General features: G+C 74.6%; 23 protein-coding genes. 11 read left to right on the top strand and 12 right to left on the bottom strand.

All coding sequences use genetic code 11. The annotated features are described in order from the left end of the window. The first annotated feature begins 266 nt into the window (after positions 1-266). The gene (locus ACIPYS_RS16955) at positions 267-1,190 is read left to right on the top strand and encodes a hypothetical protein (protein WP_400746895.1); all 924 of its coding nucleotides are present in this window, start codon (positions 267-269) and stop codon (positions 1,188-1,190) included. A 90-nt stretch (positions 1,191-1,280) separates the two neighbouring features. Here ACIPYS_RS16955 and ACIPYS_RS16950 read toward each other — a convergent pair whose 3' ends face one another. Together ACIPYS_RS16950 and polX are read right to left on the bottom strand one after the other, a co-directional pair. Next, on the bottom strand, positions 1,281-2,075 hold the full coding sequence (locus tag ACIPYS_RS16950) for a (2Fe-2S)-binding protein (protein ID WP_093859313.1): 795 nt from the start codon (positions 2,073-2,075) through the stop codon (positions 1,281-1,283). Between the two features lie 855 nt (positions 2,076-2,930). Next, the gene (gene polX / locus ACIPYS_RS16945) at positions 2,931-4,661 is read right to left on the bottom strand and encodes a DNA polymerase/3'-5' exonuclease PolX (RefSeq protein ID WP_400746893.1); all 1,731 of its coding nucleotides are present in this window, start codon (positions 4,659-4,661) and stop codon (positions 2,931-2,933) included. Positions 4,662-4,988: 327 nt separating this feature from the next. Between polX and ACIPYS_RS16940 the strand changes: the two genes are divergently transcribed. From ACIPYS_RS16940 to ACIPYS_RS16930, 3 genes are all read left to right on the top strand, one after another. After that, positions 4,989-6,020, top strand: a complete 1,032-nt coding sequence (locus ACIPYS_RS16940; RefSeq protein ID WP_400746891.1) for a hypothetical protein — start codon at positions 4,989-4,991, stop codon at positions 6,018-6,020. A gap of 125 nt (positions 6,021-6,145) precedes the next feature. Beyond that, positions 6,146-6,775 carry a transcriptional regulator gene (locus ACIPYS_RS16935; protein ID WP_093859309.1) on the top strand — a complete coding sequence of 210 codons (630 nt, stop codon included), beginning with the start codon at positions 6,146-6,148 and terminating at the stop codon, positions 6,773-6,775. After that, positions 6,772-8,205, top strand: coding sequence for an MFS transporter (locus tag ACIPYS_RS16930; protein WP_400746889.1), 1,434 nt, complete (start codon positions 6,772-6,774; stop codon positions 8,203-8,205). Before ACIPYS_RS16935 ends, ACIPYS_RS16930 begins: the two co-directional genes overlap by 4 nt. 81 nt (positions 8,206-8,286) lie before the next feature. Here ACIPYS_RS16930 and ACIPYS_RS16925 read toward each other — a convergent pair whose 3' ends face one another. Together ACIPYS_RS16925 and ACIPYS_RS16920 are read right to left on the bottom strand one after the other, a co-directional pair. Then, positions 8,287-8,952 carry a DUF6629 family protein gene (locus ACIPYS_RS16925; RefSeq protein ID WP_400746887.1) on the bottom strand — a complete coding sequence of 222 codons (666 nt, stop codon included), beginning with the start codon at positions 8,950-8,952 and terminating at the stop codon, positions 8,287-8,289. Between the two features lie 58 nt (positions 8,953-9,010). Beyond that, on the bottom strand, positions 9,011-9,994 hold the full coding sequence (locus ACIPYS_RS16920; RefSeq protein ID WP_400746885.1) for a DMT family transporter: 984 nt from the start codon (positions 9,992-9,994) through the stop codon (positions 9,011-9,013). 310 nt (positions 9,995-10,304) lie between these two features. On the opposite strand from ACIPYS_RS16920, the gene ACIPYS_RS16915 reads away from it, so the two are divergent. Next, on the top strand, positions 10,305-10,568 hold the full coding sequence (locus ACIPYS_RS16915) for a dsRBD fold-containing protein (RefSeq protein WP_093859307.1): 264 nt from the start codon (positions 10,305-10,307) through the stop codon (positions 10,566-10,568). 49 nt (positions 10,569-10,617) lie between these two features. On the opposite strand, the gene ACIPYS_RS16910 is transcribed toward ACIPYS_RS16915, so the two are convergent. Then, entirely contained in the window at positions 10,618-11,313 is a 696-nt protein-coding gene (locus ACIPYS_RS16910) for an alpha/beta fold hydrolase (RefSeq protein WP_093859306.1), read from the bottom strand. A gap of 509 nt (positions 11,314-11,822) precedes the next feature. Between ACIPYS_RS16910 and ACIPYS_RS16905 the strand changes: the two genes are divergently transcribed. Next, positions 11,823-12,278: a MarR family winged helix-turn-helix transcriptional regulator gene (locus tag ACIPYS_RS16905; protein WP_093859305.1), complete on the top strand. Its 456-nt coding sequence runs from the start codon at positions 11,823-11,825 to the stop codon at positions 12,276-12,278. Between the two features lie 9 nt (positions 12,279-12,287). Here ACIPYS_RS16905 and ACIPYS_RS16900 read toward each other — a convergent pair whose 3' ends face one another. Then, entirely contained in the window at positions 12,288-13,214 is a 927-nt protein-coding gene (locus tag ACIPYS_RS16900) for an AEC family transporter (protein ID WP_400746882.1), read from the bottom strand. Positions 13,215-13,398: 184 nt separating this feature from the next. Between ACIPYS_RS16900 and ACIPYS_RS16895 the strand changes: the two genes are divergently transcribed. After that, entirely contained in the window at positions 13,399-13,863 is a 465-nt protein-coding gene (locus ACIPYS_RS16895; protein WP_173862013.1) for an HD domain-containing protein, read from the top strand. A gap of 383 nt (positions 13,864-14,246) precedes the next feature. On the opposite strand, the gene ACIPYS_RS16890 is transcribed toward ACIPYS_RS16895, so the two are convergent. The 4 genes from ACIPYS_RS16890 to ACIPYS_RS16875 form a co-directional block, all read right to left on the bottom strand. Continuing rightward, positions 14,247-15,467, bottom strand: coding sequence for an ROK family protein (locus ACIPYS_RS16890; RefSeq protein ID WP_400746879.1), 1,221 nt, complete (start codon positions 15,465-15,467; stop codon positions 14,247-14,249). A gap of 274 nt (positions 15,468-15,741) precedes the next feature. Beyond that, positions 15,742-16,116 carry a transglycosylase SLT domain-containing protein gene (locus ACIPYS_RS16885; RefSeq protein ID WP_400746877.1) on the bottom strand — a complete coding sequence of 125 codons (375 nt, stop codon included), beginning with the start codon at positions 16,114-16,116 and terminating at the stop codon, positions 15,742-15,744. 525 nt (positions 16,117-16,641) lie between these two features. Then, complete coding sequence (locus ACIPYS_RS16880) at positions 16,642-18,204, bottom strand: carboxyl transferase domain-containing protein (RefSeq protein WP_400746875.1); 1,563 nt, start codon at positions 18,202-18,204, stop codon at positions 16,642-16,644. Then, entirely contained in the window at positions 18,201-18,569 is a 369-nt protein-coding gene (locus ACIPYS_RS16875; protein ID WP_400746873.1) for a hypothetical protein, read from the bottom strand. Before ACIPYS_RS16875 ends, ACIPYS_RS16880 begins: the two co-directional genes overlap by 4 nt. Here ACIPYS_RS16875 and ACIPYS_RS16870 point away from each other — a divergent pair. Further along, on the top strand, positions 18,550-19,038 hold the full coding sequence (locus ACIPYS_RS16870; protein WP_400746871.1) for a hypothetical protein: 489 nt from the start codon (positions 18,550-18,552) through the stop codon (positions 19,036-19,038). The genes ACIPYS_RS16875 and ACIPYS_RS16870 overlap by 20 nt on opposite strands. Positions 19,039-19,054: 16 nt before the next feature. On the opposite strand, the gene ACIPYS_RS16865 is transcribed toward ACIPYS_RS16870, so the two are convergent. Next, the gene (locus ACIPYS_RS16865; RefSeq protein WP_173862012.1) at positions 19,055-19,810 is read right to left on the bottom strand and encodes a sirohydrochlorin chelatase; all 756 of its coding nucleotides are present in this window, start codon (positions 19,808-19,810) and stop codon (positions 19,055-19,057) included. A 116-nt stretch (positions 19,811-19,926) separates the two neighbouring features. Next, positions 19,927-21,072, bottom strand: coding sequence for a uroporphyrinogen-III synthase (locus ACIPYS_RS16860; RefSeq protein ID WP_093859300.1), 1,146 nt, complete (start codon positions 21,070-21,072; stop codon positions 19,927-19,929). A gap of 460 nt (positions 21,073-21,532) precedes the next feature. On the opposite strand from ACIPYS_RS16860, the gene nirB reads away from it, so the two are divergent. Genes nirB through ACIPYS_RS16845 form a run of 3 tightly spaced genes read left to right on the top strand, consistent with a single transcriptional unit; the run spans position 21,533 to position 25,886 of the window. Further along, positions 21,533-24,151: a nitrite reductase large subunit NirB gene (gene nirB / locus ACIPYS_RS16855; protein WP_400746868.1), complete on the top strand. Its 2,619-nt coding sequence runs from the start codon at positions 21,533-21,535 to the stop codon at positions 24,149-24,151. Beyond that, positions 24,148-24,522 (top strand): nitrite reductase small subunit NirD, encoded by a 375-nt coding sequence (nirD, locus tag ACIPYS_RS16850; protein ID WP_093859298.1) that lies wholly within the window; start codon positions 24,148-24,150, stop codon positions 24,520-24,522. The genes nirB and nirD overlap by 4 nt, the downstream gene beginning before the upstream one ends. After that, complete coding sequence (locus tag ACIPYS_RS16845; RefSeq protein WP_093859297.1) at positions 24,519-25,886, top strand: nitrate/nitrite transporter; 1,368 nt, start codon at positions 24,519-24,521, stop codon at positions 25,884-25,886. Before nirD ends, ACIPYS_RS16845 begins: the two co-directional genes overlap by 4 nt. Positions 25,887-25,914 lie beyond the last annotated feature (28 nt).

The raw sequence follows: 25,914 nt of genomic DNA, 5'->3' as shown, positions 1-25,914 counted from the left end.
GTCGAGGCGCGCGCCGACGACCCGGTGCGGTGGAGCGCGTGATCTGCGTGGCGGCACAGCCCGCTGCCTCCCGGATGGCAGGATCGGGCGTGCTCTGCCGACGGGGGCGCCGCCCCGTCCGTTCGCCGCCCCAGGGGAGTACCACTGTGCCTCGCTCCTTCCGCCGTGCCCGTAAGTGCTCGACACAACAGGGCTCTTGTGCGGCCCCGGCGTCCTCCGTCGCCCGTCCTCCCCGTGCCGCCCTCACCGACCGGGTGCTGGGAGCAGTGCCGGTCACCGCTGTCGCCGTGGTGCTGCTCGCCGCGACGCCGGCGCTCGCCGTCGCGCCACCGCTCTCGCAGCCCCGGATCGTCGCCCACTTCGATCTGTCCCAGGGCCGCCAGCCCGAGAACATCGCCGTCGAACCCGACGGCTCGGTTGACCTCACCCTCTCCTTCGCCCGCCAGGTCGTCCACCTCGACCGGGCCGGCCGGCCCGCCGTCCTGGCCGACATGCCCGCACCGGCACACCCCGTGACTCCGGTCGTCGGTGCCGCCGCAGTCTCCGGCCTGGCCCGCGCCCACGACGGCACGCTCTACTTCGCCTACGCCACCGGTACCGAGGACCTCACCGGTATCTGGAGGATCTGCCCCGGTGGCGGGCCGGAGCGCATCGCCGCCCTCCCCGCGAACAGCCTGCCCAACGGACTCGCTCTGGACGAGCGCGCCGGTGTGCTGTACTCGGCCGACTCGGCGCTCGGGCTGGTCCGGGTGGTGCCGACGGCCGGCGGCGCCCCGGTGGTCTGGTCCGACGACGCCCGCCTCAGGCCCACCGGGGCTTTCGGCGCCAACGGCCTGAAGGTCCACCGCGGCGCCGTCTGGGTCGGCAACACCGACACCGGCTCGCTGCTGCGGATCCCGATCGGCCAGGACGGCTCCGCGGGTCCGGTCGAGGTTCGTGCCGACGGGCTCGCGGGGCTCGACGACTTCGCCTTCGTCGGGACCGGTGACGAGTTGATCGCGGCGCTCAACACCTCCAGTGAGGCCGTCTACCTCCACGGTGACGGAACCCGGCACACCGTTCTCGATGCCTCGGACGGTCTCTCCAACCCGACCTCGGTCGGGATCCGGGGTGACCGCGTCTACGTGGCCAGCGCGGCCTTCTACTCGAGGACCGACCCCAATCTGCTGGCCGCGACCCTGGAGCGGTAGAGCGCCCGGGACTGCGGGCGGTGCCGTCGGGCGGTCGGGCGTCCGGACCGGCCCTGGCTCATTTCGGCTCTCGGTCGGGGGCGGCGCGGTTCAGGAGCGGCGCGGTGGACTGGTGAAGCAGCAGTCGCCGCAGACGCCGGCCTGCGGACCGACCCGGTAGTAGAGGCAGCAACTGGTGCGTCGGAACCCGGTACCGGCCCGAGCGCCGCCGACGGTCAGGGTTCCGGTGCCGGCCAGGGGCGGTCGGTCGAGTACGCGGGCGACCAGGGTCCGGGCCAGTCCCGGATCCACGGACAGGCTGTCGGGAGCCGCCTGCGCGATGTGGGCGTCCAGCACGCGCAGGGCGCCTGCCAGAGCGGAGGCCACGTTTCCCCGGAGCAGCCCGTCGGAGAGCGGGACCGTGGAGCGGACGGCAGTCGCCAGCTCCGCCAACTGCCCCTCGACAACGGCCCGGCGGAGGCGGTCGGCGAGCCGACCCGGATCGGCCGACGTGCGCGCCTGCGCGGAACCGGGCCCTGCCGTCGACGTGGGCCGGTAGGGAGCCCAGAGGTCGATCGGCCCCTGTTCGGGGACGCGGACCCACGCTTCATCGGGAGTCAGGTCGGGCACGTCGCCGACCAGTACGGCGGCGCCGAGGCCCACCGAGCAGAACCTGGCGGCCAGGCCCAGGTGCAGGATCGAGGCCGCGACCCGTGCCTCGGCCGTGCCGAGTCTCCGGCCGACGTCCCGGATCCGGCCTGCCAACAGGCCCTCGCGGCCCGGGGCGTAGAGATCTCGAAGCGGTCGGAAGCCCGGAGGCGGAGCTTCACCGGGCGCCCCGGCCGTGTCCAGCGCGAAGTACGGGCCGACGGCGGTGAGCCGGTCGAGGCCGGAGGCGACGCTCATCGGCGGCCGACCGTCGCCGTGGTGGGGCCGGCGGGGGAGGCCGGGGCGAGGAGTGCCTGGACGGGGCCGGAGCGCGGACGGTCGAGGGTCGGCATCGGGCTGGTTCTCCGGATCCGTGCGGCGAGCTGGGGCGGACGGTGACGGCACCGGCGCGCCGCGGCGGGTCGGCCCGGTGAACCGGCCGGGAAGGTGTCGGCGTCGGTCCGGATGAACGGTACCGCGCCCCGGTGGTTCCGGACGGGCACCCCGAAGGCAGGTGGGAGTCGGCCGGTGCGGCGGTGGTGCTGGTGCGGAAGTGCATGGGGATGTCCCTCCTCGGAGCCGGCGGAGCCGGTCCGACTCTCTGTTCGGTCACGGAGTAACATCCCCCTCTCCTGCGTCCCGTACCTCCCTCGATCGAGGGAGTTTGACCTTGCTCGCAGCGAATTCGTCTCGCTTTGAGTGGAGTTGGCCCAAGCCGGTGGCCGGTGGCCGGCGGCCTGGATCTCGGGCGCGGGCGTGGGCCGCAGCGCCGGAGGGCCGACAGCGGAATGTCCGGCCGGTGAGGGGTCCGGCCGGACATGCGGAACCCGCGAGGTGGGGGTGGCCTCCGGACGTCCCGTCCTCCGGCCTGTGCAGTTCGATCGTCGACCGAGGTACCAGCGGCAGACCCTGATCCGTCTCGATCTGTCGCCACTGCCTCCTGCGGTCGAACCTCCTCGGCTACCTCGCAGGTCCACCACCATGATGCGCCTCGGGAGGCCGTCGCACCAGGGATATTCGGAAAAAATTCCCATCAATCGGACATATTTCCGGCTCTGGTCGCACGCCCCCGCGTCAGCCACCCCGGCCACCCCGGCCACTCCGGTCGGACGCTCAGCTGCGGAGCGCGTCCTTGCGGAGGAACCGCTTGAGGCGCTGCCACGGCCAGGTGTTGATCACGTCCTCGGTGCCGAGCCAGGCGCGCTGGGCGGTGCCGATCCCGTACCTGGGGTAGGCGAGATGGGGGGTGGCGTGCGCGTCGCTGTCGATCGAGAACTTCACGCCGTGGCGCTTGGCCCGGAGCACGTCCTCGTCCCGCAGATCGAGCCGCTGGGGCGAGCTGTTGATCTCGATCGCGGTTCCGGTCCGGGCGGCAGCGGCGAAGACGGCGTCCAGGTCGACGTCGATCGGCCCGCGCCGGCCGATCCGGCGGGTGGTGAGGTGGCCGATGATGTGCACGTGCGGGTTCTCGCAGGCGCGGATCAGCCGACGGGTCTGGGCGTCCCGGTCCGCGCCGAAGTGGGAGTGGACGGACGCCACGCACACGTCGAAACCGGACAGGAACTCGGCCGGCCAGTCCACCCTGCCGTCCGGTCCGATGTTCAACTCGGTGCCGTGCAGCAGCCGCATCCGCCGGTGCCGCCCGGCCAGCGCGCGCAGCTGCTCCCGCTGGGCGAGCATCTTCTCGTCCGTCATCCGCTGCATCACCAGGTCCGGGGCATGGTCGGTGACCGCGTAGTAGGTGTAGCCGCGGGCGGCCGCGGTGTCGATCATCTCCTCCAGGGTGGCCAGCCCGTCGGTCAGGTCGGTGTGGGTGTGCAGGTCGCCGCGGAGGTCCGCCTCGGTGACCAGCTCAGGCAACTCACCGCGCAGGGCCGCCTCGATCTCACCCCGGTCCTCGCGCAGAGGCGGCGCGATCCAGGGCAGGCCGAGCGCGGCGTACACCTCGTCCTCGGTCGCCGACACGATCTTCTCGCCGCTCGCGGCGTCGAAGAGCCCGTACTCGGAGAGCTTCAGGCCGGCCCGTACCGCCATCGTCCGGAGCCTGATGTTGTGCGCCTTCGAGCCGGTGAAGTAGACCAGGGCCGCACCCCAGTCCTCCTTCGGGACCACCCGCAGGTCGACCTGGATCCCGTCCGTGGTGCGGATCGAGGTCTTGGTCGGTCCGCTTCCGATGACGTCGGCCGTGAAGGGGAGCGCCGTGAGCGAGGCCATCAGGGGCGCCGAGTCCTCGGCGGTGGCCAGGACGTCGATGTCGCCGACCGTCTCGCGCATCCGGCGCAGGGAACCCGCGTACGCGCAGCGGGTGCACCCCGGTACGGCGGCCAGTGCCGCGACGATCCGGTCGGCCAGTGCCGTGGCGGCGTCCAGCAGGGTCCGGCCGCCGGACTGCCGGATCAGTTCGATCCCGTGCAGGATCTTCTCGCCGCTGCGTTCGCCCAGGCCTGGGACCTCGCTCAGCCGGTCGGCGCGGATCGCCTCGGCGAGTTCGTCGACGGAGGCGATGCCGAGGTCGCGGTGGAGCGCGAGCGCGCGCTTCGGTCCCACGCCGGGGACGGACATCATCGCGCGCACTCCGGCCGGGATCTCGGCCCGGAGCGCCTCCAGGGCCTCGATCCGCCCACCGGTGAGGTATTCGGCGATCTTCTCGGCGGTGGACCTGCCGACCCCGGGGATCTGCTGGAGACCCTTCGCGTCCATGCCGTCGATGTCCACGGGGTGGCCGCCGACCGCTCGGGCGGCCTTCTCGTAGGCGCGGGCGCGGAAGGCGTCGCCGCCGGTGATCGAGATCAGGTCGGCGTACTCCTGCAGCAGGTCCCTGACCTTGTCGTTGAGCCGGGCCATGGGGTCAGTCTAGGTTCGCCGGCCGGATCGGGCCGGGTGTCCGCGGCCGTCCGCCGGAGGGTGCGGGGGCGGCCGTGGCAGCGTGCGGAAGGGGTCGGCGTCCGGGGTGGGGGCGCGTGCAGTTCGACGCGCGCCGGTTCGGTGCTCCCGCCGATTGCCGGAGGGCGGCCCCGCTGGTCGGCGGGGTAGCAGCGGTTGGTGTGGCACCGGGGCCGGATTGTCACCCGGGCGGCGGGGGCGCAGGCTTGGCGCAGGGCCGGGGATGCGGCTCGCACCGGTCCGTCACACGGTGGTGGACCGGGTCCGCGAGGGACGAAGGGCAGGGCGATGGCAGGCGGGAAGCTCTGGGGCTACGTCGCGACGGGCGCCCGGGCGCTGGGCGGGCTCGGCCCGCTCGGGCGGTCCGGGGCGCTGGCGGGCGCGCGGTTGCTCAAGGGCGTGGGCGGGGGTGGCCGGCCCGAGCCGGACCGGCAGGCGTCGATGCTCGCCGCGCCGATCGGGACGGTGGGTGCCGGGACTCCGGGCCGGTCCGCGGGCGGCGGCATGGCCGGGCCGCAGCTCCTGTCGCGGCCCGAGTTGGAGCGACTGCGCTGGATCGACCGGGCCGCCGGCTGTGTCCCCGACGCGCGGCACGTGCAGGTGGCCGAGGTGGTCGGACGGGTGCTGCGGGGCGGTGGCCGGGGAGCCTCGGTGGTGGTGCGCCTTCCGGTCGGGCTGCCGGTCGTGATCGCGGACGCCCCCCGACTGGAGGCGGCCCTGGCGGGGCTGGTCGATCACGCGATCCGTCGGAGTCCGGCGGGGGCCAGGGTGCTGGTCCGGGCCGATCCGTTGCCGGGGCCGGAAGGCCTGCTCGGCGCCAGGGGCGGGGTGGGGCCGGGAGGGATGTTCGGCCGGGGGACTTCCGGGAGGGGCTCGCCGGGCAAGGGGGCGCTGGGCAAAGGGGCGTTGGGCAAGGGGGCGTTCAGCGGGGGATCGCCCACCGGGGGAGCGATCGGCGGGGCGGCGGCGTGGACCGCGGAACCCGCCCGGGTGGAGCTGAGGGTGGTTGACCGGGGGACGTCGGAGCCGCCCGAGGCCCGCCAGTGGCTGCTCGCCGGGATGTACGGCGAGCCGGGGATTCCCGGCGCCGGCTGGGCACCGGGCGGCGGCTCCGGTGGCCCGGGCAGTGGCGGGGGGAGCGGCTGGGCCACCGGCGGCGCCGGGGACACGACCGTCCCCCGGCGGGGGAAGGGCAGGCCGGAGCCGGTCGGGCCGTCAATATCGGCGCTGGTGCGTGCGGCCGGGGGGCGGCTGAGAGTGGAGCAGACGGCCGGCGGCGGGCTCACGGTGGTGCTGGTGCTGGCCGTCGCGCGGGACTGAGCCCCGGCCCGCGCCGGGCCCGTGGGCGGCCGGTCCGGCGGCGGCGCGAGACCCCTGTTCGAACCGCAAAGGGTTCTTCGCAAAAACCCTTTGCGAAGAACCCTTTGCGGTTCTATCGTGTTGCCATGACCGATGACCGCAGGTGGCCGCACAGTCCGGACCCGCAGACCGATGTCGTGATCGATGCCAAGGGCCTGCGGGCCCTGGCCCACCCGGTACGGGTGCAGCTGATCGGGCTGCTCCGGAAGAACGGCCCGTCCACCGCCACCAAGCTGGCCGAGCAGCTGGGGCTGAACTCGGGAGCGACCAGCTACCACCTCCGTCAGCTCGCGGCGTCCGGCTTCGTCGCCGAGGACACCGAACGCGGCAACGCCAGGGACCGTTGGTGGAAGGCCGTCCACCAGGTGACCTGGTGGACGGACAGCCGCCTGGCCGACGACGATCCGGAGGCGGCGCTCGGTTACCTGCGGTCGATCGTCGCGGCCCACACCCTGATGGCGCAGACGGCACTCAACGCCTACGAGACGATGACGCCGGAGTGGCGGCAGGCGGTGGACTTCAGCGACATGGTGTTCCAGCTGACCCCGGAGGAGGCCCGGGCCCTGGCCACGGAGATGTCGGAGGTGTTCGCCCGCTACCGTCGCATAGCCCCGGGGAGCTCCGTCCCCGAGGGAACGGACCGGGTGGCCGTGGTCGTCCAGGTGCTTCCCGAGCCGCAGGCCACCGTCGACGACGCGTCGGAGGAGCAGTCATGAGCACCGAGGCCGCGACCCCGCCCCGGGTGCCGTCGCCCGGGTCGACGTCCTCTGCCGCCGACGGTCCGGCCGCCGGTGCCCGCAGCTTCCGGCCGCTGGCCGGGGTGCTGACGGCGATGGCCGTCTCGCTGACCGGCACCCGGGTATCGGCGATCGCCCTGCCGTGGTTCGTGCTGGCCACGACCGGCAGTGCCACGATGACCGGAGTCGTCGCGTTCGTCGAGCTGGCTCCCTACGTGCTCGTCAAGGCGTTCACCGGCCCGGTGATCGACCGGCTCGGTCCGCGCGTCGTCTCCTGGACGACGGACGCGGTGAGCGCCGCCGCGGCGGGCCTGGTCCCGCTGCTGCACGCGCTCGGCCTGCTGCCGTTCTGGCTCCTGCTGGTCATGGTCGCCGTGATCGGCGCCGCTCGCGGCCCGGGGGACCTCGCCAAGGAGGTGATGGTCGCCGAGGCGGCCGACCGGGGCCGGATCCCGATGGAGCGGGCCACCGGTCTGTCCGGGGTCACGGAGCGGCTGGCCACCACGATCGGTCCGGCGGTGGGCGGCGGGCTGATCGCCCTGCTCGGCCCGATGGCCGGTCTGACGGTCAACGCGGTCGCCTTCGCACTCGGCTCACTGGTGATCGCCGTCGCGCTTCCCCGGGGGATGGGGCGCTCGGCCGCAGTGCAGGAGGCGTCCGGGCCGGCCGCGCCGGCGGAAGGCCGGGCCGACGCCGTCGACGGGGACGAGCAGGTCGGCTACTGGCGCATGTTCCGGGAGGGATTCACCTTCCTGCGGGGTGAGCCACTGCTGCTGACCGTCATCGTGACGGTCGCGGTGACCAACCTGCTGGACGCGGCGTTCCTCAGCGTGCTGGTGCCCGTCTGGGCGCAGGAATCGGGTGGCGGCCCGGCGGCGATCGGTCTGACCGGGAGTGCCTGGGGCATCGCGGCGGTGGCCGGCAGCCTGATCGCGGCGGTGGTGGCGCACCGTCTGCCGCGCCGGACAGTTTTCTTCGTCGGCTTCCTGCTCGTCGGTGCCCCGCGCTTCCTCGTCCTCACCATGGACGCGCCGATGGCACTGGTGGTCGTGGTCTTCGCGGTCAGTGGTTTCGGCGGCGGCTTCCTCAATCCGATCCTCGGTGCCGTCCAGCTCGAGCGGGTGCCCCGTCACCTGTTGGGCCGGGTCAACGCGCTGGGCGACTCGCTCGCCTGGGCGGGTATCCCGGTGGGCGGCCTGCTCGCGGGTGCGGCCGTGTCCATGGTGGGGCTCATACCGGTGCTGCTCACGTGCGGCGGTCTGTACATCGCCACCACCACCCTGTCCGGCCTGCGGCCCGAGTGGCGGGAGATGGACCGCAAGCGTGGCCGTGCCCCGGCGGCGGTCCCGGACGTGAGCAGCTCCCCGGAGCAGAAGGTCCCGGGCCCGACGGCCCCGGTGCTCGGCTGACCACCGCGGGACCGGGCGGCGACAGCCACCGGAACGCCGGACATCCCGGCCGGCGACCGGAGTCGGTGTCGGACGAGGCGGCTACGGGCTCCGGAGGCGAGAAGAGGGAGGTGGTGAGGCCGTCCACCGGAGAAGCAGGACGGAGGTGAGGGCGGCGAGGGCACACCAGGTCGAGACGAAAGCGAGCTGCCAGAGGAGGGCACAGACCAGGGCGCCGATTCCGGTCAGCAGGCCGAGACGGCGGAGGAGGCGGTCTCCGCTGAGGAGGAGCGAGCCGACGGTGGCGAGGAGGTAGCCGGCGAGGAGGAGCGCGGGGTACGGCGCACCGAGGCGGTAGTCGAGGGTGTGGGCATGGGCGGTGGCGCCGACGGGACGGGTGGCGACGGTGTGGGCCAAGGGCACGGCGACGAGGAGGCCGAGGACCACGCACCCGGTCAGCAGCCGCTGACGAGGACGGTCGACCCGGGCGGCGCAGCGGACGCCGATCGGGACCAGGAGCGGGAGCAGGGGCAGGGCGATCACCGCCCAGGCGGTGCGGGCCCAGGCGGCCGCTGCGGGCGGCAGGTCGCCGTCGGTGCCCGCCCAGACCGCGGCCTCGATCAGCTGGTGCACCCCGAGGACGAGCGGGAGAGCGGCGAGCGGCAGGCGCTCGGGTCGGCCGGCGCGGTGGGCACGTACGAGGCAGAGCACGCCGACCGCGGTCACGGCGCCGCCGACGACGAGGTCCGCCTGGGCACTCCAGCACATGGGGTCTCCGGTGGTCGGCGATGGGGCGGTCGGTCAACGTCCGGGGGACGGCGGGCGATCAGCCGGTGTCGGCGGGACCGCCGGTACCGGGGACATCGCCGGTGGAGGTCTCAGGCGGTCGGTCGGTCGGAGCTGCCGGCTCCGGACCGTCGTCGGTGCCAGTGCCGGAGGTGCCACCAGTGCCACCGGTGCCGGTGGTGCCCGGCAGAGCGGGGTGGCGGCCGATCACCACGACACCGATCACGATGGCGATCAGACCGATCACCTCCCAGGCCAGTGCGCCCGGGGTCACCCGGAGACGGTCGCCGAGGAAGCCGACCGCGCAGGCGATGCCGGAGATCGGCTGCGCGGCCGTCAGTGCGGGAAGGGACATTCGCAGCGGTGCGGCCTCGAACGCGCTCTGGACCAGCAGCAGGCCGACCACACCGGCCGCGACGACGGCATACGGTTGCCAACTGCGCAGGACGGCGTCCAGTCCCTCGTGGTCGAGCCGCTGGGTGGTGGTGCGGGTGAGCGCGTCCTGGAGTCCGTAGAGCAGACCCGCGGCCAGCGCGAGCAGGGTCGCCTCCTCGAACAACGGCAGTCGGCGGGCGAACGAGACCAGCAGCAGAGTCAGCCCGACCACCGTTCCGATCACCAGCCAGTGCCGCAGTTCGCTCGCCGGCGGGCCTCCGCCGGTGGGGCGGCCGGCCACGATGAACACGGTCACGCCGAGCGCCAGCAGCACCACCCCCGCCCAGCCGGAGCGTCCGAGCGTCTGGCGGGTGAGCACTCTGGCGAGTGCCATCGCGAAGATGAGGTTGGTCGCGAGAAGGGGTTCGACCAGCGAGACCTCGCCCTGGTTGAGGGCGAGCGCGGAGAGGATCAACCCGATGACCATGAACCCGGTGCCGAGCAGCCACTCCGGCATCCGCAGCAGGTCCAGCAGCAGACGCCAGTGCAGCAGGTCGGCACGCGGGGCCCGCTGCGCCGCGTGCTGCTGGAGGACGAATCCGAGGCCCAGGAAGCAGGCGGCACTCAAAGCCAGGAGGAAGACCGCCACGGATGGACCGCCCGATGGTTGCCGACCGCGCCGCACCGCCGGGCTCCGGGGCCTCGACGGGGTGCGCCGAGGCGGGTTCCGGTGTTCCGGAGCAGGGTTTTCGCGGCATTGACGCGCTGTGGCCAGCCTACCGCCGGGGTGGGGTACCGACCCCCGGAACGCCCCGGGCGTGGCGCCGGGTGCTGTCCCGCCCGGGCCCGCTTGCCGCTGCCGTGCCGACGGGCGCACGCTGGTGTGAGCGGCCGCCGCGGGAGCACTGCCCGGACCGGCCCGAGCGGGCGCGACGTGCGCCGGCGCCAGGAGGTGTGGCATGCACAACCAGTGGGATGTGGAGCTGAGCTTCGAGGAGGACGGTGTTCACACCGGATGCCAGGCGAGGCTGACGGGCGCCCGTGCGCCGGGTCTCACGGCGCACGGGGAGTCGACCAAGAGTGCGGAGGACCGCCCGCTCGCCAGGATCGGCGAGGAGGTCGCGGCCTCCCGGGCCCTGGAGGCACTTTCGCGAAAGCTACGGGCTCAGGCGACCGGGGAGATCGACGACGAAGGGCACCGGCCCGGGTACCTGATCTATTGAGCGAGGGCCGCTGGCCCGGTCGGGTGAACGACGCCGGGCCGGGCCGCGGTCACAGGCTCAGCAGCAGGTCCCGGACCGCCTCGGGGCGTGACAGGAACGGGTGGTGGCCGGCGTCGAGTTCGACGACGCTGCCGGCCCGGCGGGCGAAGTCGCGTTGCAGGCGCGGCGGGGTGCCCCGGTCCTGGGCGCACACGAGGTAGGTCGAGGGCACCTGTTGCCAGGCGGCCGCGCCGACCGGTTGTGTCGTCACGTGCGCGCTCTGCCGGGCGAGGTGGTCCGCCGCCCCTGTCCGGTCCTCCGGACCGCAGTCCTGGAGGAAGGTGTCCACGAGCAGCTCGGGCCGGACGCCGAAGGTCCCGGTGCCGGGGTCGACGTCCAGGAAAGGGGCGGGGCCGTCGTCCCCGAAGTCGGACAGGCTCTGCCCGACCTCGGGCAGGTAGCTGGAGACCAGCAGCAGATGGCGCACGGAGCCGACCCCCGCGGCGGCCTCCGCGGTGACGATTCCGCCGTAGCTGTGGGCGACCACGACGGTCGGCCCGTCGTCGGCCCGCAGTACTCGTCGTACCGCCGCCACGTCCTCGGGCAGCCCGGGCCCGCCGGCGCCGGCAGGGAGGCCCGTCTCGCCGCAGCTCGGCAGTTCCGGGGCCGCGCTCGGCACCCCGCGTTCCCGCAACAGTTCGGCGGTTCGGCGCCACCACCACGACCCGTCCCGCACGCACGCCCCGTGCACGAACACGACCCTCATCGCCACCTCCGTGTCGACCCCGACGGCTTCCGCCGACCATGCTCGCTCCCCTTCCCGGCGGTGGCCACAGCCACCCGCCCGGCGCGCGCCTCGACGGACCCGGACACCGGGACGCTTCGGAGGCGCGGGGCACGTAGGAGCGGTCCGCGTCGGCGCGGGTTCTGCGGGCCGTCCGGCGGGCCAGGCTCTTGTGGCTGCCGCCGTCGGGGAGGTCGCCGGGCTTCGTGGTGGCCCAGTGGACGGTTCGCCCGGTGCGGCGCTCTCGTGGCGCCGCCCCGGGCGCCGCGTCGCGTCGGCCGGGGCGGCCCCTTCGGCGCATCACGTGGACCATCGTGATCCGCTGCTCGGGCCGGACCGGTGGCCGAGGCGGACCGGAGCGGGGAAGGCGGGACGCCGAGGTCGGGCTGGTCGTGCCGGGTGGCCGGGTGATGGAGGGCGTCGGCCGGGGTGGGTGGGGGTAGGGGTGGGGTTCTGGGCGTGTTCAGGGACTCCGGGGAAGGGGCGATGAGGTGGAGCCGTCGCAGACGCCGACACAGCTGATCCGACTGCTGCGTGGGCTGACGTCCGAACTCGACCTGTTCGGTACCGAGTTCGCCGCACGGAACGGCTTGCATCCGACGGATCTGCGGGGGCTCATCCATCTGCTGGACGCCGAGCGGGCCGGGGCGGTGGTGACTCCGGGGCGGCTCGGTGCGGCGTTGGGGTTGAACTCGGCCGGGACGACGGGGCTGGTCGATCGGCTGGAGCGGTCGGGGCTGATCCGGCGCGAGCGAGACGAGGAGGACCGCCGCAAGGTCCGGTTACTGGTGGAGGAGCGTGCGATCGAGCTGGGCGAAGCGTTCTTCGGCGGTCTGGTCGCCGATCTGATGGCCGCGATGGGCGCCTTCGGGGAGACGGAACTCGCCGTGGCGCGAAGGTTCCTGGTGGCGATGACCGGGGTGGTGGCCGCGGCCAGGGCGGAGTAGCGGGAGCGACTACGCCGGGCCGAGCGCCCAGGCGACCAGCGACAGGGTGGCCATCGAGACGAGCGTCGAGGCGAGGACGGAGTCCCGTGCGAACACGGCGCCGTGGTCGTACTCGCGGGCGTAGGTGAAGACGTTCTGCGCCGTGGGCAGGGCCGAGAACAGGACCACGGTGAGCAGTTGGTGGGGCGGCAGGTCCAGCACGAGGGCGCCGACCGCCCAGGCCGTCAGCGGTTGGACGACGTTCTTGATCGCGACCGCCGTCCCGACCTCCAGGTAGCGGGAGGCGCCGGTGACCGCGGGCGGGTGGCAGATCGACAGGCCGAGCGCCACCAGGGCGGTCGGTACCGCCGCCCCGCCCAGCAGTTCGCAGGATCGATTCAGCTCGGCCGGCGGCCGCCAGCCGGTCGCCGAGAGCAGGGCGCCGAAGGCCACCGCGAGCAGGATCGGATTGCGCAGCGGCAGGGTGAGCGCCGCCCGCAGACCCGCCCGGCCGGAGTCGAGCACGGTCAGTACCGCGGGGGTGACCACCAGGATCTGGAACAGCACCACCGGGCCGACGAACGAGGCGTCGCCGAGTACCTGGACGGCCACCGGTATGCCGAGGTTGGCCGAGTTGACGTACCCGGCGGCCATTCCGCCGAGCGTCCGTTCCGGCAGCGCCCGGCCGAACAGCCGGTAAGAGGCGAACAGTCCGAGCCCGCCCGCCACCACGGTGCTCGCGGTGAACGCCAGCATGGAGGAGTTGGCGAACCGGTCCAGCGGCGTACGGGCGATCATCAGGAACAGTGCGGCGGGCATGGCCGCGTGGAAGACGAACCGGTTCAGCACCTGCTCGGCCTGGTCGCCGAGCAGTCTGCTGCGGCCGAGGACGTAACCGACACCGGTCAGGGCCCAGATCGGGGCGAAACCGGACAGGAGCGGGTGCAGACTCGGCATGGCTTCCTCGGCGCTGTGGTCGGCGCGGTCGTCGGCGTGATCGTCGGAGCGGTCGTCGGCATGGTGGTCGGGCGGACGGCCGTGGTCCGTGCCGCCCTGGTGGTGGGACCTCGGAAGTCAATCAGCCGCCCGGACGCCGTCGGTGGGCAGGCCCCCGTGCGGCCGGGCGGGCCGGGTGCCTACGATGGGCGGTGTGGACCACCTGAGCCTGGCCGAGGTCGAGCGGATCGCCCGGAACGCGCACGCGGGACAGACCGACAAGAACGGTCACCCCTACACCGAACACCTGGCGGCGGTCGCCCACGGGGTGGCGGCACGGGGCGGCAGCGCCGAGCAGATCGCGGCCGGCTGGCTGCACGACGCCGTCGAGGACGACGCGCTGACCCGCGAGTGGCTGGCCGGTGCCGCGCTGAGCGACGCCACCAAGGCCATCGTGGACGCGCTCACCAAGCGCCCCGGCGAGCCGCTGGAGGAGTACACCGCACGCATTCTCGCCACGCCGGGTGCCCTGGTCGTCAAGCAGGCCGACCTCGCGCACAACTCCGACCCGGCCCGACTGGCGAGCCTGGACCCGGCGACCGCCGCCAGGCTGGCCGCCAAGTACCGCCGCACCCGTGAACTGCTGGGCCTGGCGGCGGAGTCCGGCTGACACCGGGCCGGGGCGGGCCGGGGCGGCGAAGGCGGGGCGAGGCGCGGTCGTGGGTGCCCCGTGCCAGGGCGGCTGCCGCGAGCGGGACGGCCGCACAGTCGTAGCCGGCCCCGGCGAACACCCGGCCCGGTGGTCGTGAGTATTTCTTGGTACGACAGGAACCGCCGGTAGCCGTTCGTCCGGGCGGACCGTGGTGGCACGCGGTGGAACGAACGGTCCGGAACCGACGGTGCGACGTGACCACACAACGCCCCGGCCTCATGGCGGTCCTGACCGGCCGGCCGGAGGGAACAGCGGGAGGAAGCAGTCGGGACAGGGGCAGGGACAGGAGGCACCGCCCCGGCTCGGCGCCCTGGCTCAGCGCCCCGGCTCGGCGCCGCGGCTCAGCGCGTGATGAACGTGGCCCCGTCGGCGAGCCGGACGGCGGCCGCGATGGCGCCGGCCAGTTCGGTGGCGCCGGCCGGGATCGTCATCAGCTGCGGCAGAACCGGCACCCGGCCCTGGAGGCGGGACTCGATCGCGGGCAGCATCCCGCCACCGCTCTCGCGCAGCAGTCGCCCGCCCAGGGCCACGAGTTCGGGGCCGAGGACGCTGACGGTCCGCGCCACCAGCAGGGCCAGGTCGTCGGTGAACTCGTCCACCAGGCGCACCGCCGCCGGCACCCCCGCCCGGGCCAGCCGGAACAGTTCGGCGACCCGCTCGGTCGAACTCCCGGACACGGCCAGTCCGGCCTCGGTGATCCGCAGGTCGACGGCCCGGTCACCGAGCCTCGCCTGGGTGTCGCCGGTGCGCCCCGCCGGACGCTCCAGGGCCCGGCAGTCGGTCATCAGGTGGCCGAGGGCGCCGGCCGAGCCCAGCCGTCCCCGGTGCAGCCGGCCGCCGAGCACGATCCCGGCGCCGACCTCGATCCCGACCGTCACGGCGACGAGGTCGCTCGCACCCGCGCCGGCCTCGGTGTGCTGGACGGCCAGCGCGACCAGATCGACATTGCTCTCGACCGCCACCGGCACGCCCAGCCGCTCCTGGAGCGGGGCGCGCAACCGCAGCCCGGGCCAGTCCAGCGCCGGTGCGAACTCCACCAGCCCGGTGCCCCGGTCCCGGACCGCACCGGGCACCCCGACCACCAGGGCGCGCGGTGTGCCCGCGTGCCGCGCGGCCCAGCGGTTCAGGCCGTCCACGAGCGCCAGCAGCGGTCCGGTGAGTTCCTCGGCGGACGGTTCACGGGTGCGGTCGGGGCCCAGCGCCGGCGCCCACTGCCGTTCGGCCTCGTGCAGCACCGTGCCGTGCAGGTCCGTGACCACACCGACGACGCGGCGCGGTCGCAGTGCCACGGCCAGGACGGTCTGCGCCCCGGCGTTGTAGCGGATCAGCTGTGGCGGGCGGCCGCCGCTGGACGGCGCGCGCTCGGGCTCCACGACGACCAGCCCGGCCGTGCGCAGGGCCTCGACCAGACGGTGCACGGTCGCGGTGGACAGTCCGCTCTCGGTCGCCAGCCGTTGCCGGGAGAGCGAGCCGTTGCGGCGCAGCACCTCCAGCAGCACGGTCTGGTTGACCTGCGCCACGGTCCGGGTGGTGGCGGTCGCCGGGCGCGGGGGCTTGGGCACCGGGTGCTCCTCGAACGGGGCGGGGCGGGACCGGGCACGGCCCGAACGATGGCGGGACTTCGTCTCGGCCCGAATATATCCGCTGGGTACGACAGGGCGGGCGGACACGCGACCGGCGGGCAGGGAAGCGGGAACCGCGGGAACGGCCGAGGGCCCGGCCGCGCGGATCGCGCGCGGCCGGGCCCCGGTCACCCCGGTGGTCCCTGTCCGACCCCGGGGTGAGGGGGGACAGTTGGTCCGGATGCCGTCGCCGTGGAGGATTCCTCGGGTCGGCTTAGTACCAGTGGTGGTTCTGCCAGAAGGTCCAGGCGGCGTTCGGGCTGCCGTAGCGGCTGTTCATGTAGTCCAGCGCCCAGCGGATCTGGGTGGTGGCGTTGGTCTTCCAGTCGGAGCCGTGGGTGGCCATCTTGGAACCCGGCAGCGCCTGCGCCAGGCCGTACGCACCCGAGCTCGGGTTGGTCGCGGTCACGTTCCAGCTGGACTCGTGGGCGATGATCTGGCTGAACGAGGAGAGCTGGTTCGCCGGCACGATCTGCGCGGCGATGGCCTGCGGCGAGGCGGTCGCCGCGGACGCGGTGGCGGGCATGACACCCGCGCCGATCGCGGTCAGACCGGCGGCACCGGCAAGAAGAGCGGCCGAGGTACGCATACGAAGCTTGAAAGCGGGCATGAAGAACAAGACCTCAATCAGGTTGGGCCGGTGCTCGCCCCGCCCGGACCGTGGCCGGACAGGGGCCGTAACGGTCGCGGGGCGCGCACCGGCAGTAGTTCGTGAAGAGCCGTACTCCGGTGGGACAGGTACCGGGTACGGCTGGCGACGAGAGCCATTGTTGACAGACGGGATCGGCCACCGCCAAGACCCCTCCGCTACGACGCCCCGTCGTAGCGGTCTCGCGTGCCGTCGATTCGAAGGCCGCCGACGGGCGGCCCTGACCTGCGCGGATTCGGTGCCCGCGCCGCACCGGCCGTGAGCACTACCGGCCGTCGTGCCGACGGATTCCCTGTGAGCGCACTCACCGTTTGAACGCCGCCCCCGTCACCCAGGGCCGCGCCGTCGGCACACCACGTCGCCGTTGATCTGAGACCGGCACCACAGGAGCACGGGGCGAAGCCCGGCATCCCCGTAGCCCGGCATCCCCCGAGGCCCGACAAGCTCGGAGCCCGGTCCCCGTCGTCAGGTGACGAGGTCGCCCAGGCGGCGGTGGCGGATGGTGCGGGCGGTGAGGCGGTCGGACGCGGGGGTGGCCGTGAGGGTCGCGAGGGCGGTGGAGACGGCGTGACCGAGGCGGGCGCAGAAGGCGGCGGGCTCGTCGGCGGCGTCGGGAAGCTCGGGGATCACGGTGTCGACCAGGCCGACGGCGGCGAGGTCGTGGGCGCCGATGCCCTGCGCGCGGGCGAGTTCGGGGGCGTGGGAGCCGTCGCGGTGGACGATCGCGGACGCGCCCTCCGGGGGGAGTGGTGCGAGCCAGGCGTTGCCGGCGGCGAGGACGTGGTCGGCAGGAAGCAGCGCCAGTGCGCCGCCGCCGGATCCCTGGCCCAGGAGGACGGCGAGAACGGGGGTTCGCAGGGAGAGGAGGGTGGTGAGGCAGTGGGCGATCTCCACGGCCACGCCGTCGAGCTCCGCCTGGGCGGAGAGTTCGGCGCCCGCCGTGTCGACGACGGTGACGAGCGGGAGGCCGAGCTGTTCGGCGAACCGGGCGGTGCGGCGGACGGAGCGCAGGTCGGCGGCGGTGAAGGGGCGTTCCTGGGCACCGGCCCGGCGCTGCTGGCCGACGACCACGGCGGGTTGGCCGTCCAGCACCGCGAGAGCCCGGACGAGGGCTCCGTCGCGGCCGCCGGGGGCGTCGAGGAGGACGAGCTCCTCGGTGGTGCGGCGCAGCAGTTCGCGGGTGCCGGGGCGGTCGGGGTGACGGGTGCGGAGGACGGCCTCCCAGGCGTCGGGGCGTTCGGCGGCGGCGCCGGGACGTTCGGCCGGGGCGGTGGCAGAGGCGGTGGCAGAGGCAGAGGCGGTAGCGGTGGCGGAGCCCGGGAACCGAGGAACAACGGCGGGGGAGGGCAGCGCGCGGCGGGTGAGGACGGACAGGGAGCGGCGCAGGACCTCGCGCAGTTCCTCGGGCGCGACCACCGCGTCCACCAGTCCGCGTTCGGCCAGCGTCTCGGCGCGCTGCACGTCGGGCGGAAGCTGCACGCCCCGCAGTTCCTCGTACACGCGCGGGCCGAGGAAGCCCAGCCGCGCCGCCGGCTCGGCGAGAACCAGGTGGCCGAGGGTGCCCCAGGACGCGAACACCCCGCCCATGGTGGGGTTGCGCAGATAGGTGAGGTAGGGGAGCCCGGCCGCCCGGTGGGCCTGGACGGCGGCGGTGATCCGCAGCATGCACAGGAATGCCGCCGACCCCTCCTGCATCCGGGTGCCGCCGGAGACCGGGAGGGCGATCAGCGGGAGCCGGGCAGCGGTGGCCTGTTCGACGGCCCGGGTGATCCGTTCGGCCGTGGCCACCCCGATCGACCCGCCGAGGAAGCCGAACTCGGAGGCGATCAGGGCTGCTTGTCCGCCACCGATCCGACCGATGCCGGTGACGACCGCTTCGTCGATACCGGTGCGCTCCCGGGCGCGGGTCAGGCTCGCCCGGTACTCGGCGTCGCGGGGTTCGGTGGTCACCGGATCGTCCCAGCTCACGAAGGAGCCGGGGTCGACCAGCAGCCCGATCAGCTGATGTGCCGTGAGGGACATGCTCATCTGCTCCACCCCATCGTCCGGTCCGCGTCCGCGCCGAGGAAGATCACCTTAGGGGGCGGCGGGAGCGCGGTGGGGGATTGTGCGCCGGGTGTGAGGAGGTCGACAGCCAGGGGGAGCCCGGGCGACGGGCCTCCCCCGGGCGGGGGAGGGGGATCGGGCCCGCGCACGATCCCGGGGAGCGCGGTGCGGGCGGAGGGTGGAGGCATGACCACGAGCGCGACGACCACGACGGACATGACCACGATCGCGACGACCGCGAGCGCGAGTGCACCGACCACGAGCGCGACGACCGCGACGACCGCGAGTGCGAGCGCACCGACCACGAGCGCACCGACCACGAGCGAGGTGACTACGAGCGCGACCACCCGGGCCGCCGAACGACCCGTCCCCGTCTGGGCGCTGCGCACCGCACGGGCGCTGCCCCTGCTCGCCCTGCCGGTGTGCCTGTGGCGGCTGCCGTTCGGGTTCGGGTTCCAGATGGGGATGGACATGCCGCGCGAGGAGCTCCCGCTCTGGGTGACGGTGCCCTACGTCCTCGCGTTGAGCCTGCTCTCCGAGGCCTTCGCGCTGCTCTGCGCCGGGCTGGTCCGGCCGTGGGGCGAGCGGGTGCCCGCGCGGGTCGTGGTCGCCGCCGGGGCGGTGGCGGGCGGTGCGTTCACGGTGCTGACCGCGCAGTGGGTGCTCACCACCTTCGAGCTCGCGGGTTTCCAGGACGTCGGGTTCGTCGACGGCTGGTGGCGGGCGCTGGCCGCGGTGGTGAGCGGGCTGTTCGTGCTCTGGGGGCCGCTGATCCTTGCGCTGACGTACGCGTACCACCGGCGGCGGCGCGCCTGACGGTCGGGTCCGACGGTCAACGGGCGGCGGCGAGCGATTCGGTCCGGGCCTGGTCGTAGCGCAGGGCGACCAGTCGGGCGAGCGCCTCGTGGGTGCCGAGCGGGGCGCTCGTCCAGCGGGCGCCGGTGGCGGCGGCCCGGTCGGCGAAGAAACCGGGGGCGAGCAGATGGGTGGCGACGGCGACGTGGCGGTGGCCGGCGGCGTGCAGGGCGGCGACCGCCTCCCGGGGGGTCGGGCGGGCGGCGGACAGGTAGGCGGGGACGACCGGGCTGCCGTCGCCGAGGCGGTCGGCGAGCAGCTCGGCGGTCCGCGCGGTGTCGGCGTTGGCGCCCGGGTCGGAGGAGCCGGCCGCCGCGAGGACCACCGGCCCGGCACCGGCCGGGCGACCGGCCGCGGTGAGGCGCTCGGCGAGCGCTGCGGCCAGCAGTGGGTGGGGGCCGAGAGCCCGGGCGAGCGGAAGGCGGGCCAGCCCGGCGGCGGCGAGCGCCCCGGGCAGGTCGACCCGCAGGTGGTAGCCACCCCCGAGCAGCAGCGGGACCAGCACCGCCGCCCGCCCGTCCAGCGCGGCGAGCGCCTCGGGCAGGGCGGGCCGGGCGAGGTCCAGGAAGCAGCAGCGGACGTCGAGGCCCGGGCGCAGCACCCGGACCCGGCGCAGCAGTGCCCGGTTCGCGGCCACTCCGGCGGCGGAGCGGCTGCCGTGCGCGACCGCGAGCAGGACCGGCCGACTCCCGGCCGGTCGACGCCCCGCCCCCGCAGGCCGGCGTTCCGCCACCTCTTCCCCCGCAGGCCGGACCCTCGCCGCCTCTTCCCCCGCAGGCCGACGCCCTGCCGCCTCTTCCCCCGCCGAGCGGCGCTCCGCCACCCCTTCCCCCGCCGACCCCGCCCCCATCAGGCCACCGCCAACCGGTAGCCGCGCTTGGGCACGGTGCGGATCAGCTTCCCGTGCGGCCCGAGTGCCGCCCGCAGCCGCCCGACCGCCGCCTCGACGGCGTGTTCGTCGGCGGCGGCGTCCGGCCAGGCCGTGCGCAGCAGGTCGGCGCGGCTGAGCACGTGCCCGGGGCGTTCGGCGAGCGCGCGCAGCACGGCGGCGCCGCGCGGGCTGAGCAGGCGGCTGTCCCCGTCGACCAGGGCGGCGTTCCCCTGGAGGGTCAACCGGACGCTCCCCAGGTCGAGTTCGCGGCGGCCCCGGCTCGGCAGGGTCTCCGCGAGCAGCCGCACCAGCGAGCCCAGGCGGCCGCGCTCGGGGAACTCCGCGGGCAGACCGAGGTCGGCGAACGGCCGGGCGCAGAGCGCGCCGACGCAGACCGGCAGGACGTCCCCGCGCAGCGCGTCCAGCAGCGCGTCGCGCAGGCCGTCGGCGGCGGCCGTCTCGACGAACGCGGTGACCGCGGGGGCGCTGGTGAACGCGAGGGCGTGGACCTGCCGGCGGACGGTCTGTTCGACCAGCCGCCGCACCGGGGCCGGGTCGTCCGGAGGGGCCCAGCGGTAGACGGGCACGGAGATCACCTCGGCGCCGCGTTCGCGCAGCGCGGCCGCGAAGTCGTCGAGCCGCACCCCGTGTTCCTGGACGGCGATCCGCCGGCCGGTCAGCGGGCGGGCGAGCAGCCAGGTCAGCAGTTCGTCGGTGGCCTCGGAGCCGGGGGAGAAGCCCTCGCCGAGGCCGCTGGCCCGGACGGCGCCGGTGGCCTTGGGGCCGCGGGTGAGGACGACGGCCCGCCGGCACGCCTCGGCGAGGGCGGCACCCCGGCCCCAGCCCTCGGCGGCGCTCATCCAGCCGCGCCAGCCGACGCCGGTGGTGGCCACCACGTAGTCGAGCGGCCCGGTCAGGCAGGACTCGGTGGCCCGGCGCAGGGCGAGGTCGTCGGCGAGCGGCATGATCCGCAGCACCGGTGCCTCGACGACCTGGGCGCCGCGCCGGGTGAGCAGCGCGGTCAGCTCGTCCCGGCGGCGGGCGGCGGTCACCCCGATGGTGAAGCCGGTGAGGGGCCCGGGCCGCGGGGTGGGGCGCGGTCCGGTGAGGGTGGTTGTTGCCATGGCCGAAAGGGTGCGGGGCTCTCGTTACGGGCTGATTGCCCGCCCGTCTCCCCGGCGTTAGCGAAGCAGCCGTTCCCGTTACGGGGCATGTCAGGAGCCGCACGTCGGACGGTACCGGGTGTGAGCGAGGCGTACCGCGGGCGCAACACGGCGGACCCGGAGGCGAAACGACCACCGGCGAAATTTCTCGGCACGGTCCCGGGGCACCGGGGAGCGGGACCGCCGAACCCCGGCCGCCTCCGCCTCCGCCTCCGCTTCCGCCTCCGCTTCCGCCTCCGCTTCCGCCTCCGCCTCCGCTTCCGGCCCCACTCCGTACCCCCCACTCCACCGGCCCCCACTCCACCGGCCCCGACTCCACCGGCGCCCCCACCCCGCCGGCCCCCGCCGGCCCCGGCCACCCCGGCCGCCCCCACCCCGTCCCACCCGGCACCCAGCCCCCGCACCACCCGAGGAGTCACGCATGACGTCGCACACGGCCGAGCCGGCCGAGCCGCCGCTGGACCTCGTCCTGGTCGGCCACGGTATGGTCGGCCAGCGCTTCCTGGAGGCCTGGACCGAGCAGCCCGGCGCCCGGCGACGGCGGGTCACCGTGCTCGCCGAGGAGCCCCGCCCCGCCTACGACCGCGTCCACCTCAGCTCCCTCTTCGAGGGCCGCACACCCGAGGACCTCACGCTCTGCCCGCCCGGCTTCCTGGCCGAGCACGGCATCGAGCTGCGCCTCGGCGACCCGGTCACCGCCATCGACCGCGCCGCCCGCACCGTCACCACCCGCTCCGGCGCCCGGCTGCGGTACGACGAACTGGTGCTGGCCACCGGCTCGGCCCCGTTCGTGCCGCCCGTGCCCGGCCGGGACGCCGCCGGCTGCCACGTCTACCGGACCGTCGAGGACCTCGACGCGATCCGCGCCGATGCGACGAGGGCCGTGGTGGCGGGCGGCGGCACCGGCATCGTGGTCGGCGGCGGCCTGCTCGGCCTGGAGGCGGCAGGCGCGCTGCGAGCGATGGGACTCACCACCCATGTGGTCGAGTTCGCCCCGCGCCTGATGGCCGTCCAGGTCGACGAGGGCGGCGGCGAACTGCTCCGCCGCAAGATCGAGGAGCTCGGCGTCACCGTCCACACCGCGGCCGCCGCGAGCGGGGTCGCCACCGGTCCGGACGGCGCGGTGCGCGGCCTGCTCCTCTCCGACGGCCGCGAACTCGCCGCCGACCTGGTGGTGTTCTCGGCCGGCGTCCGCCCCCGGGACGGGCTCGCCCGGGACTGCGGCCTGGCGGTCGGCCCGCGCGGCGGCATCGTCGTCGACGAGCGCTGCCGCACCGAGGACCCGGCCGTCCTCGCCATCGGCGAGTGCGCCCAGGCCGCCGACGGCCGGGTCTACGGACTGGTCGCCCCCGGCTACCAGATGGCCGAGACGGCGGCCCGCGAACTCGCCGGCCGCCCCGGCCCCGGCTTCTCCGGCGCCGACACCTCGACCAAGCTCAAGCTGCTCGGTGTCGACGTCGCCAGCTTCGGCGACCCGCACGGCACCGCCGAGGGCGCCCTCGACGTGCTCTACAGCGACGGCCGGCTGGGCGTCTACCGCAAGCTGGTGATCGGCGCCGACGGGGCCCTGCTCGGCGGCGTGCTGGTCGGCGACACCGACGCCTACGGCACCCTGCGCCCCTTGGCGACGGCCGGCCGGCCGCTCACCGTCCCGCCCGAACAGCTGGTGCTGCCCGCCGGGTCCGCCGCCGTCGGCCCGATCGCGCTGCCCGACGACGCGGTGCTCTGCTCCTGCCACAACGTCACCCAGGGCGCCGTGCGGGCCGCCGTCCGGGAGCAGGACGCGGGCAGCGTCGCCGAGGTCAAGAAGTGCACCCGGGCGGGCACCGGCTGCGGCAGCTGCCTCAAGCAGCTCGGCACCGTCGTGACCGAGGAACTCGCCGCCGCGGGGGCCGAGGTGGGGACCGGCCTGTGCGAGCACTTCCGGCAGAGCCGCGCCGAGCTGTACGAGATCGTCCTGGTCACCGGCATCAGCACGTTCTCCGCGCTGGTCGACCGGCACGGCACCGGCGAGGGCTGCGACATCTGCAAGCCGACCGTCGCCTCGATCCTGGCCAGCCTCTCCAACGGTCACATCCTGGACGGCGAACAGGCCGCCCTCCAGGACTCCAACGACCACTTCCTGGCCAACCTCCAGCGCAACGGCTCCTATTCGGTGGTGCCCCGGGTGCCCGGTGGCGAGATCACCCCGGACGGCCTGATCGCCATCGGCGAGGTGGCCCGCGACTTCGGCCTCTACACCAAGATCACCGGTGGCCAGCGGATCGACCTGTTCGGCGCCGGCGTCGACCAGCTCCCCGCCATCTGGGCCAGGCTGGTGGACGCCGGATTCGAGTCCGGGCACGCCTACGGCAAGGCGCTGCGCACCGTGAAGTCCTGCGTGGGCGAGACCTGGTGCCGCTACGGCGTCCAGGACTCGGTCGGCCTCGCCATCGAACTCGAGCTTCGCTACCGGGGGTTGCGCTCCCCGCACAAGCTCAAGTCGGCGGTCTCCGGCTGCGCCCGCGAGTGCGCCGAGGCGCAGAGCAAGGACTTCGGCGTCATCGCCACCTCCACCGGCTGGAACCTCTACGTCGGCGGCAACGGCGGGACGACGCCCCGGCACGCCGACCTGCTCGCCGCCGACCTGGACCGCGAGACGCTGATCCGCACCGTCGACCGCTACCTGATGTTCTACATCCGGACCGCCGACCGGCTGGAGCGCACCTCGGTCTGGCTGGAGCGGCTCGACGGTGGTCTGGACCACCTGCGCGCGGTCGTCCTGGACGACGCGCTCGGCATCGCGGCCGAACTCGACGCCCTGATGGCCCGCCACATCGATTCCTACCAGGACGAGTGGGCCGCTACGCTGGCCGACCCGGACCGGCTCCGCCGCTTCGCCTCCTTCGTCAACGCTCCAGGCACTCCCGACCCGGCCGTCACCTTCGTCCCCGAACGCGGCCAGATCCGCCCCGCCCGCCCCGACGAGGACGGCCACGTCCTCCCCGCCCCCGCCCCGGTCCTCGTGGCCGGACCCCGACTGGAGGTGCTCGCCAAGTGACCGTGGAGATCCACGACGGCACCCGCTGGCAGCCCGTCTGCAGGCTCGACGACCTGCAACCGGGCCGCGGCGTCGCCGTCCTGCTGCCCCCCGCCGACACCCAGGTGGCCCTGTTCCTCGACCGCTCCGGCGCGCTCTACGCCGTCGACAACCGCGACCCGTTCAGCGGCGCGCACGTGCTCTCCCGCGGCCTGCTCGGCAGCCGCGCGGGCCGGCCGACGCTCGCCTCGCCGATGTACAAGCAGACCTTCGACCTCACCGACGGCCGCTGCCTGGACGAGGACACCGCCCCCGACGGCACCCCCGCGGTGCTCCGCCGGTGGCCGGTCCGCGCCGCGGCGACCGGATCCCGGAAGGAGGAACGGGCATGACCACCGCCCTCGGCACCCGCCCGGCCCGGACGGCCGGCACCCGCACCCTCACCCACTGGGACCCGGAGGACCGCGAGTTCTGGGAGCGCACCGGTGCCCGCACCGCCCGCCGCAACCTGATCCTCTCCGTGCTCTCGGAGCACATAGGCTTCTCGGTGTGGAGCCTGTGGTCCGTCCTGGTGCTCTTCCTCGGCCCGCAGTACCACATCGACGCGGCCGGGAAGTTCACCCTGACCGCCCTGCCCACCGCGCTCGGCGGCCTGCTCCGGCTCCCGTACACCTATGCCGTCGCCCGGTTCGGCGGCCGTACCTGGACGGTGGTCAGCGCCCTGCTGCTGCTGGTCCCGGCCGGTCTGGCGGCGCTCGTCCTCACCCCCGGCGTCTCCTACGGCACGCTGCTCGCGGTGGCCTGCGTCGCCGGTGTCGGCGGCGGCAACTTCGCCTCCTCGATGGCCAACATCAACTCCTTCTACCCGCACCGCCTCAAGGGCTGGGCCCTCGGCATCAACGCCGGCGGCGGCAACCTCGGCGTCCCCGCCGTGCAGCTGCTCGGCCTGCTGGTGCTCGCCACCGCCGGCGCCGCCCACCCCCGGCTGCTGCCGCTGATCTACCTGCCGCTGATCCTGGCCGCCGCCGCGCTCGCGTGGGGCCGGATGGACAACCTGCCGACCCCGTCCAGGGAGCCCGGCGCGCCCGCCGACCGCTCGCTGCGCGAGGTCGCCCGGGACCCCTACGGCTGGGCCGTCTCCGTCCTGTACATCGGCACCTTCGGCTCGTTCATCGGCTTCGGGTTCGCGTTCGGCCAGGTGCTCCAGGTGCAGTTCCACGACCGCTTCGACACCCCGGTCAAGGCGGCCGCACTCACCTTCCTGGGCCCGCTGCTCGGCTCCCTGCTGCGGCCCGTCGGCGGCCGGCTCGCCGACCGCTGGGGCGGTCCCTGGGTCACGCTGGTCACCTTCGTCGCGATGGGCGCCGGCACCGCCGTCGTCCTGGCCGCCTCCCGGGCCGGCTCGCTGCCGCTCTTCCTCGCCGGGTTCATCGCGCTCTTCGTCCTCAGCGGCATCGGCAACGGCTCGACCTACAAGATGATCCCCGCCCACTACGAGGGCCGGGCCCGCCTCGCCGTCGCCGACGGCGCCGACCCGGCCGCCGCCGAGGCGACCGCCCGCCGCCGCACCGCCGCCCTGATCGGCCTGGCCGGGGCGATCGGCGCCTTCGGCGGGGTACTGGTCAACCTGGCCTTCCGGCAGTCCTTCCTCAGTACCGGCACCGGCGACGACGCCTATCTGGCCTTCCTCGTCGCCTACCTGTGCTGCTCCGCCCTCACCTGGGCGGTCTGGCTCCGGCCGGGCGCCCGGCGCTGAGCGGGACGCCGGACGCACCCCCGGCCCC

This window comes from Kitasatospora sp. NPDC089913, assembly GCF_044748625.1.
In the GTDB taxonomy this organism is placed as follows: domain Bacteria; phylum Actinomycetota; class Actinomycetes; order Streptomycetales; family Streptomycetaceae; genus Kitasatospora.
Note: the sequence above shows the minus strand (reverse complement) of the source record. Positions and strands in the feature narration are given on the sequence as shown.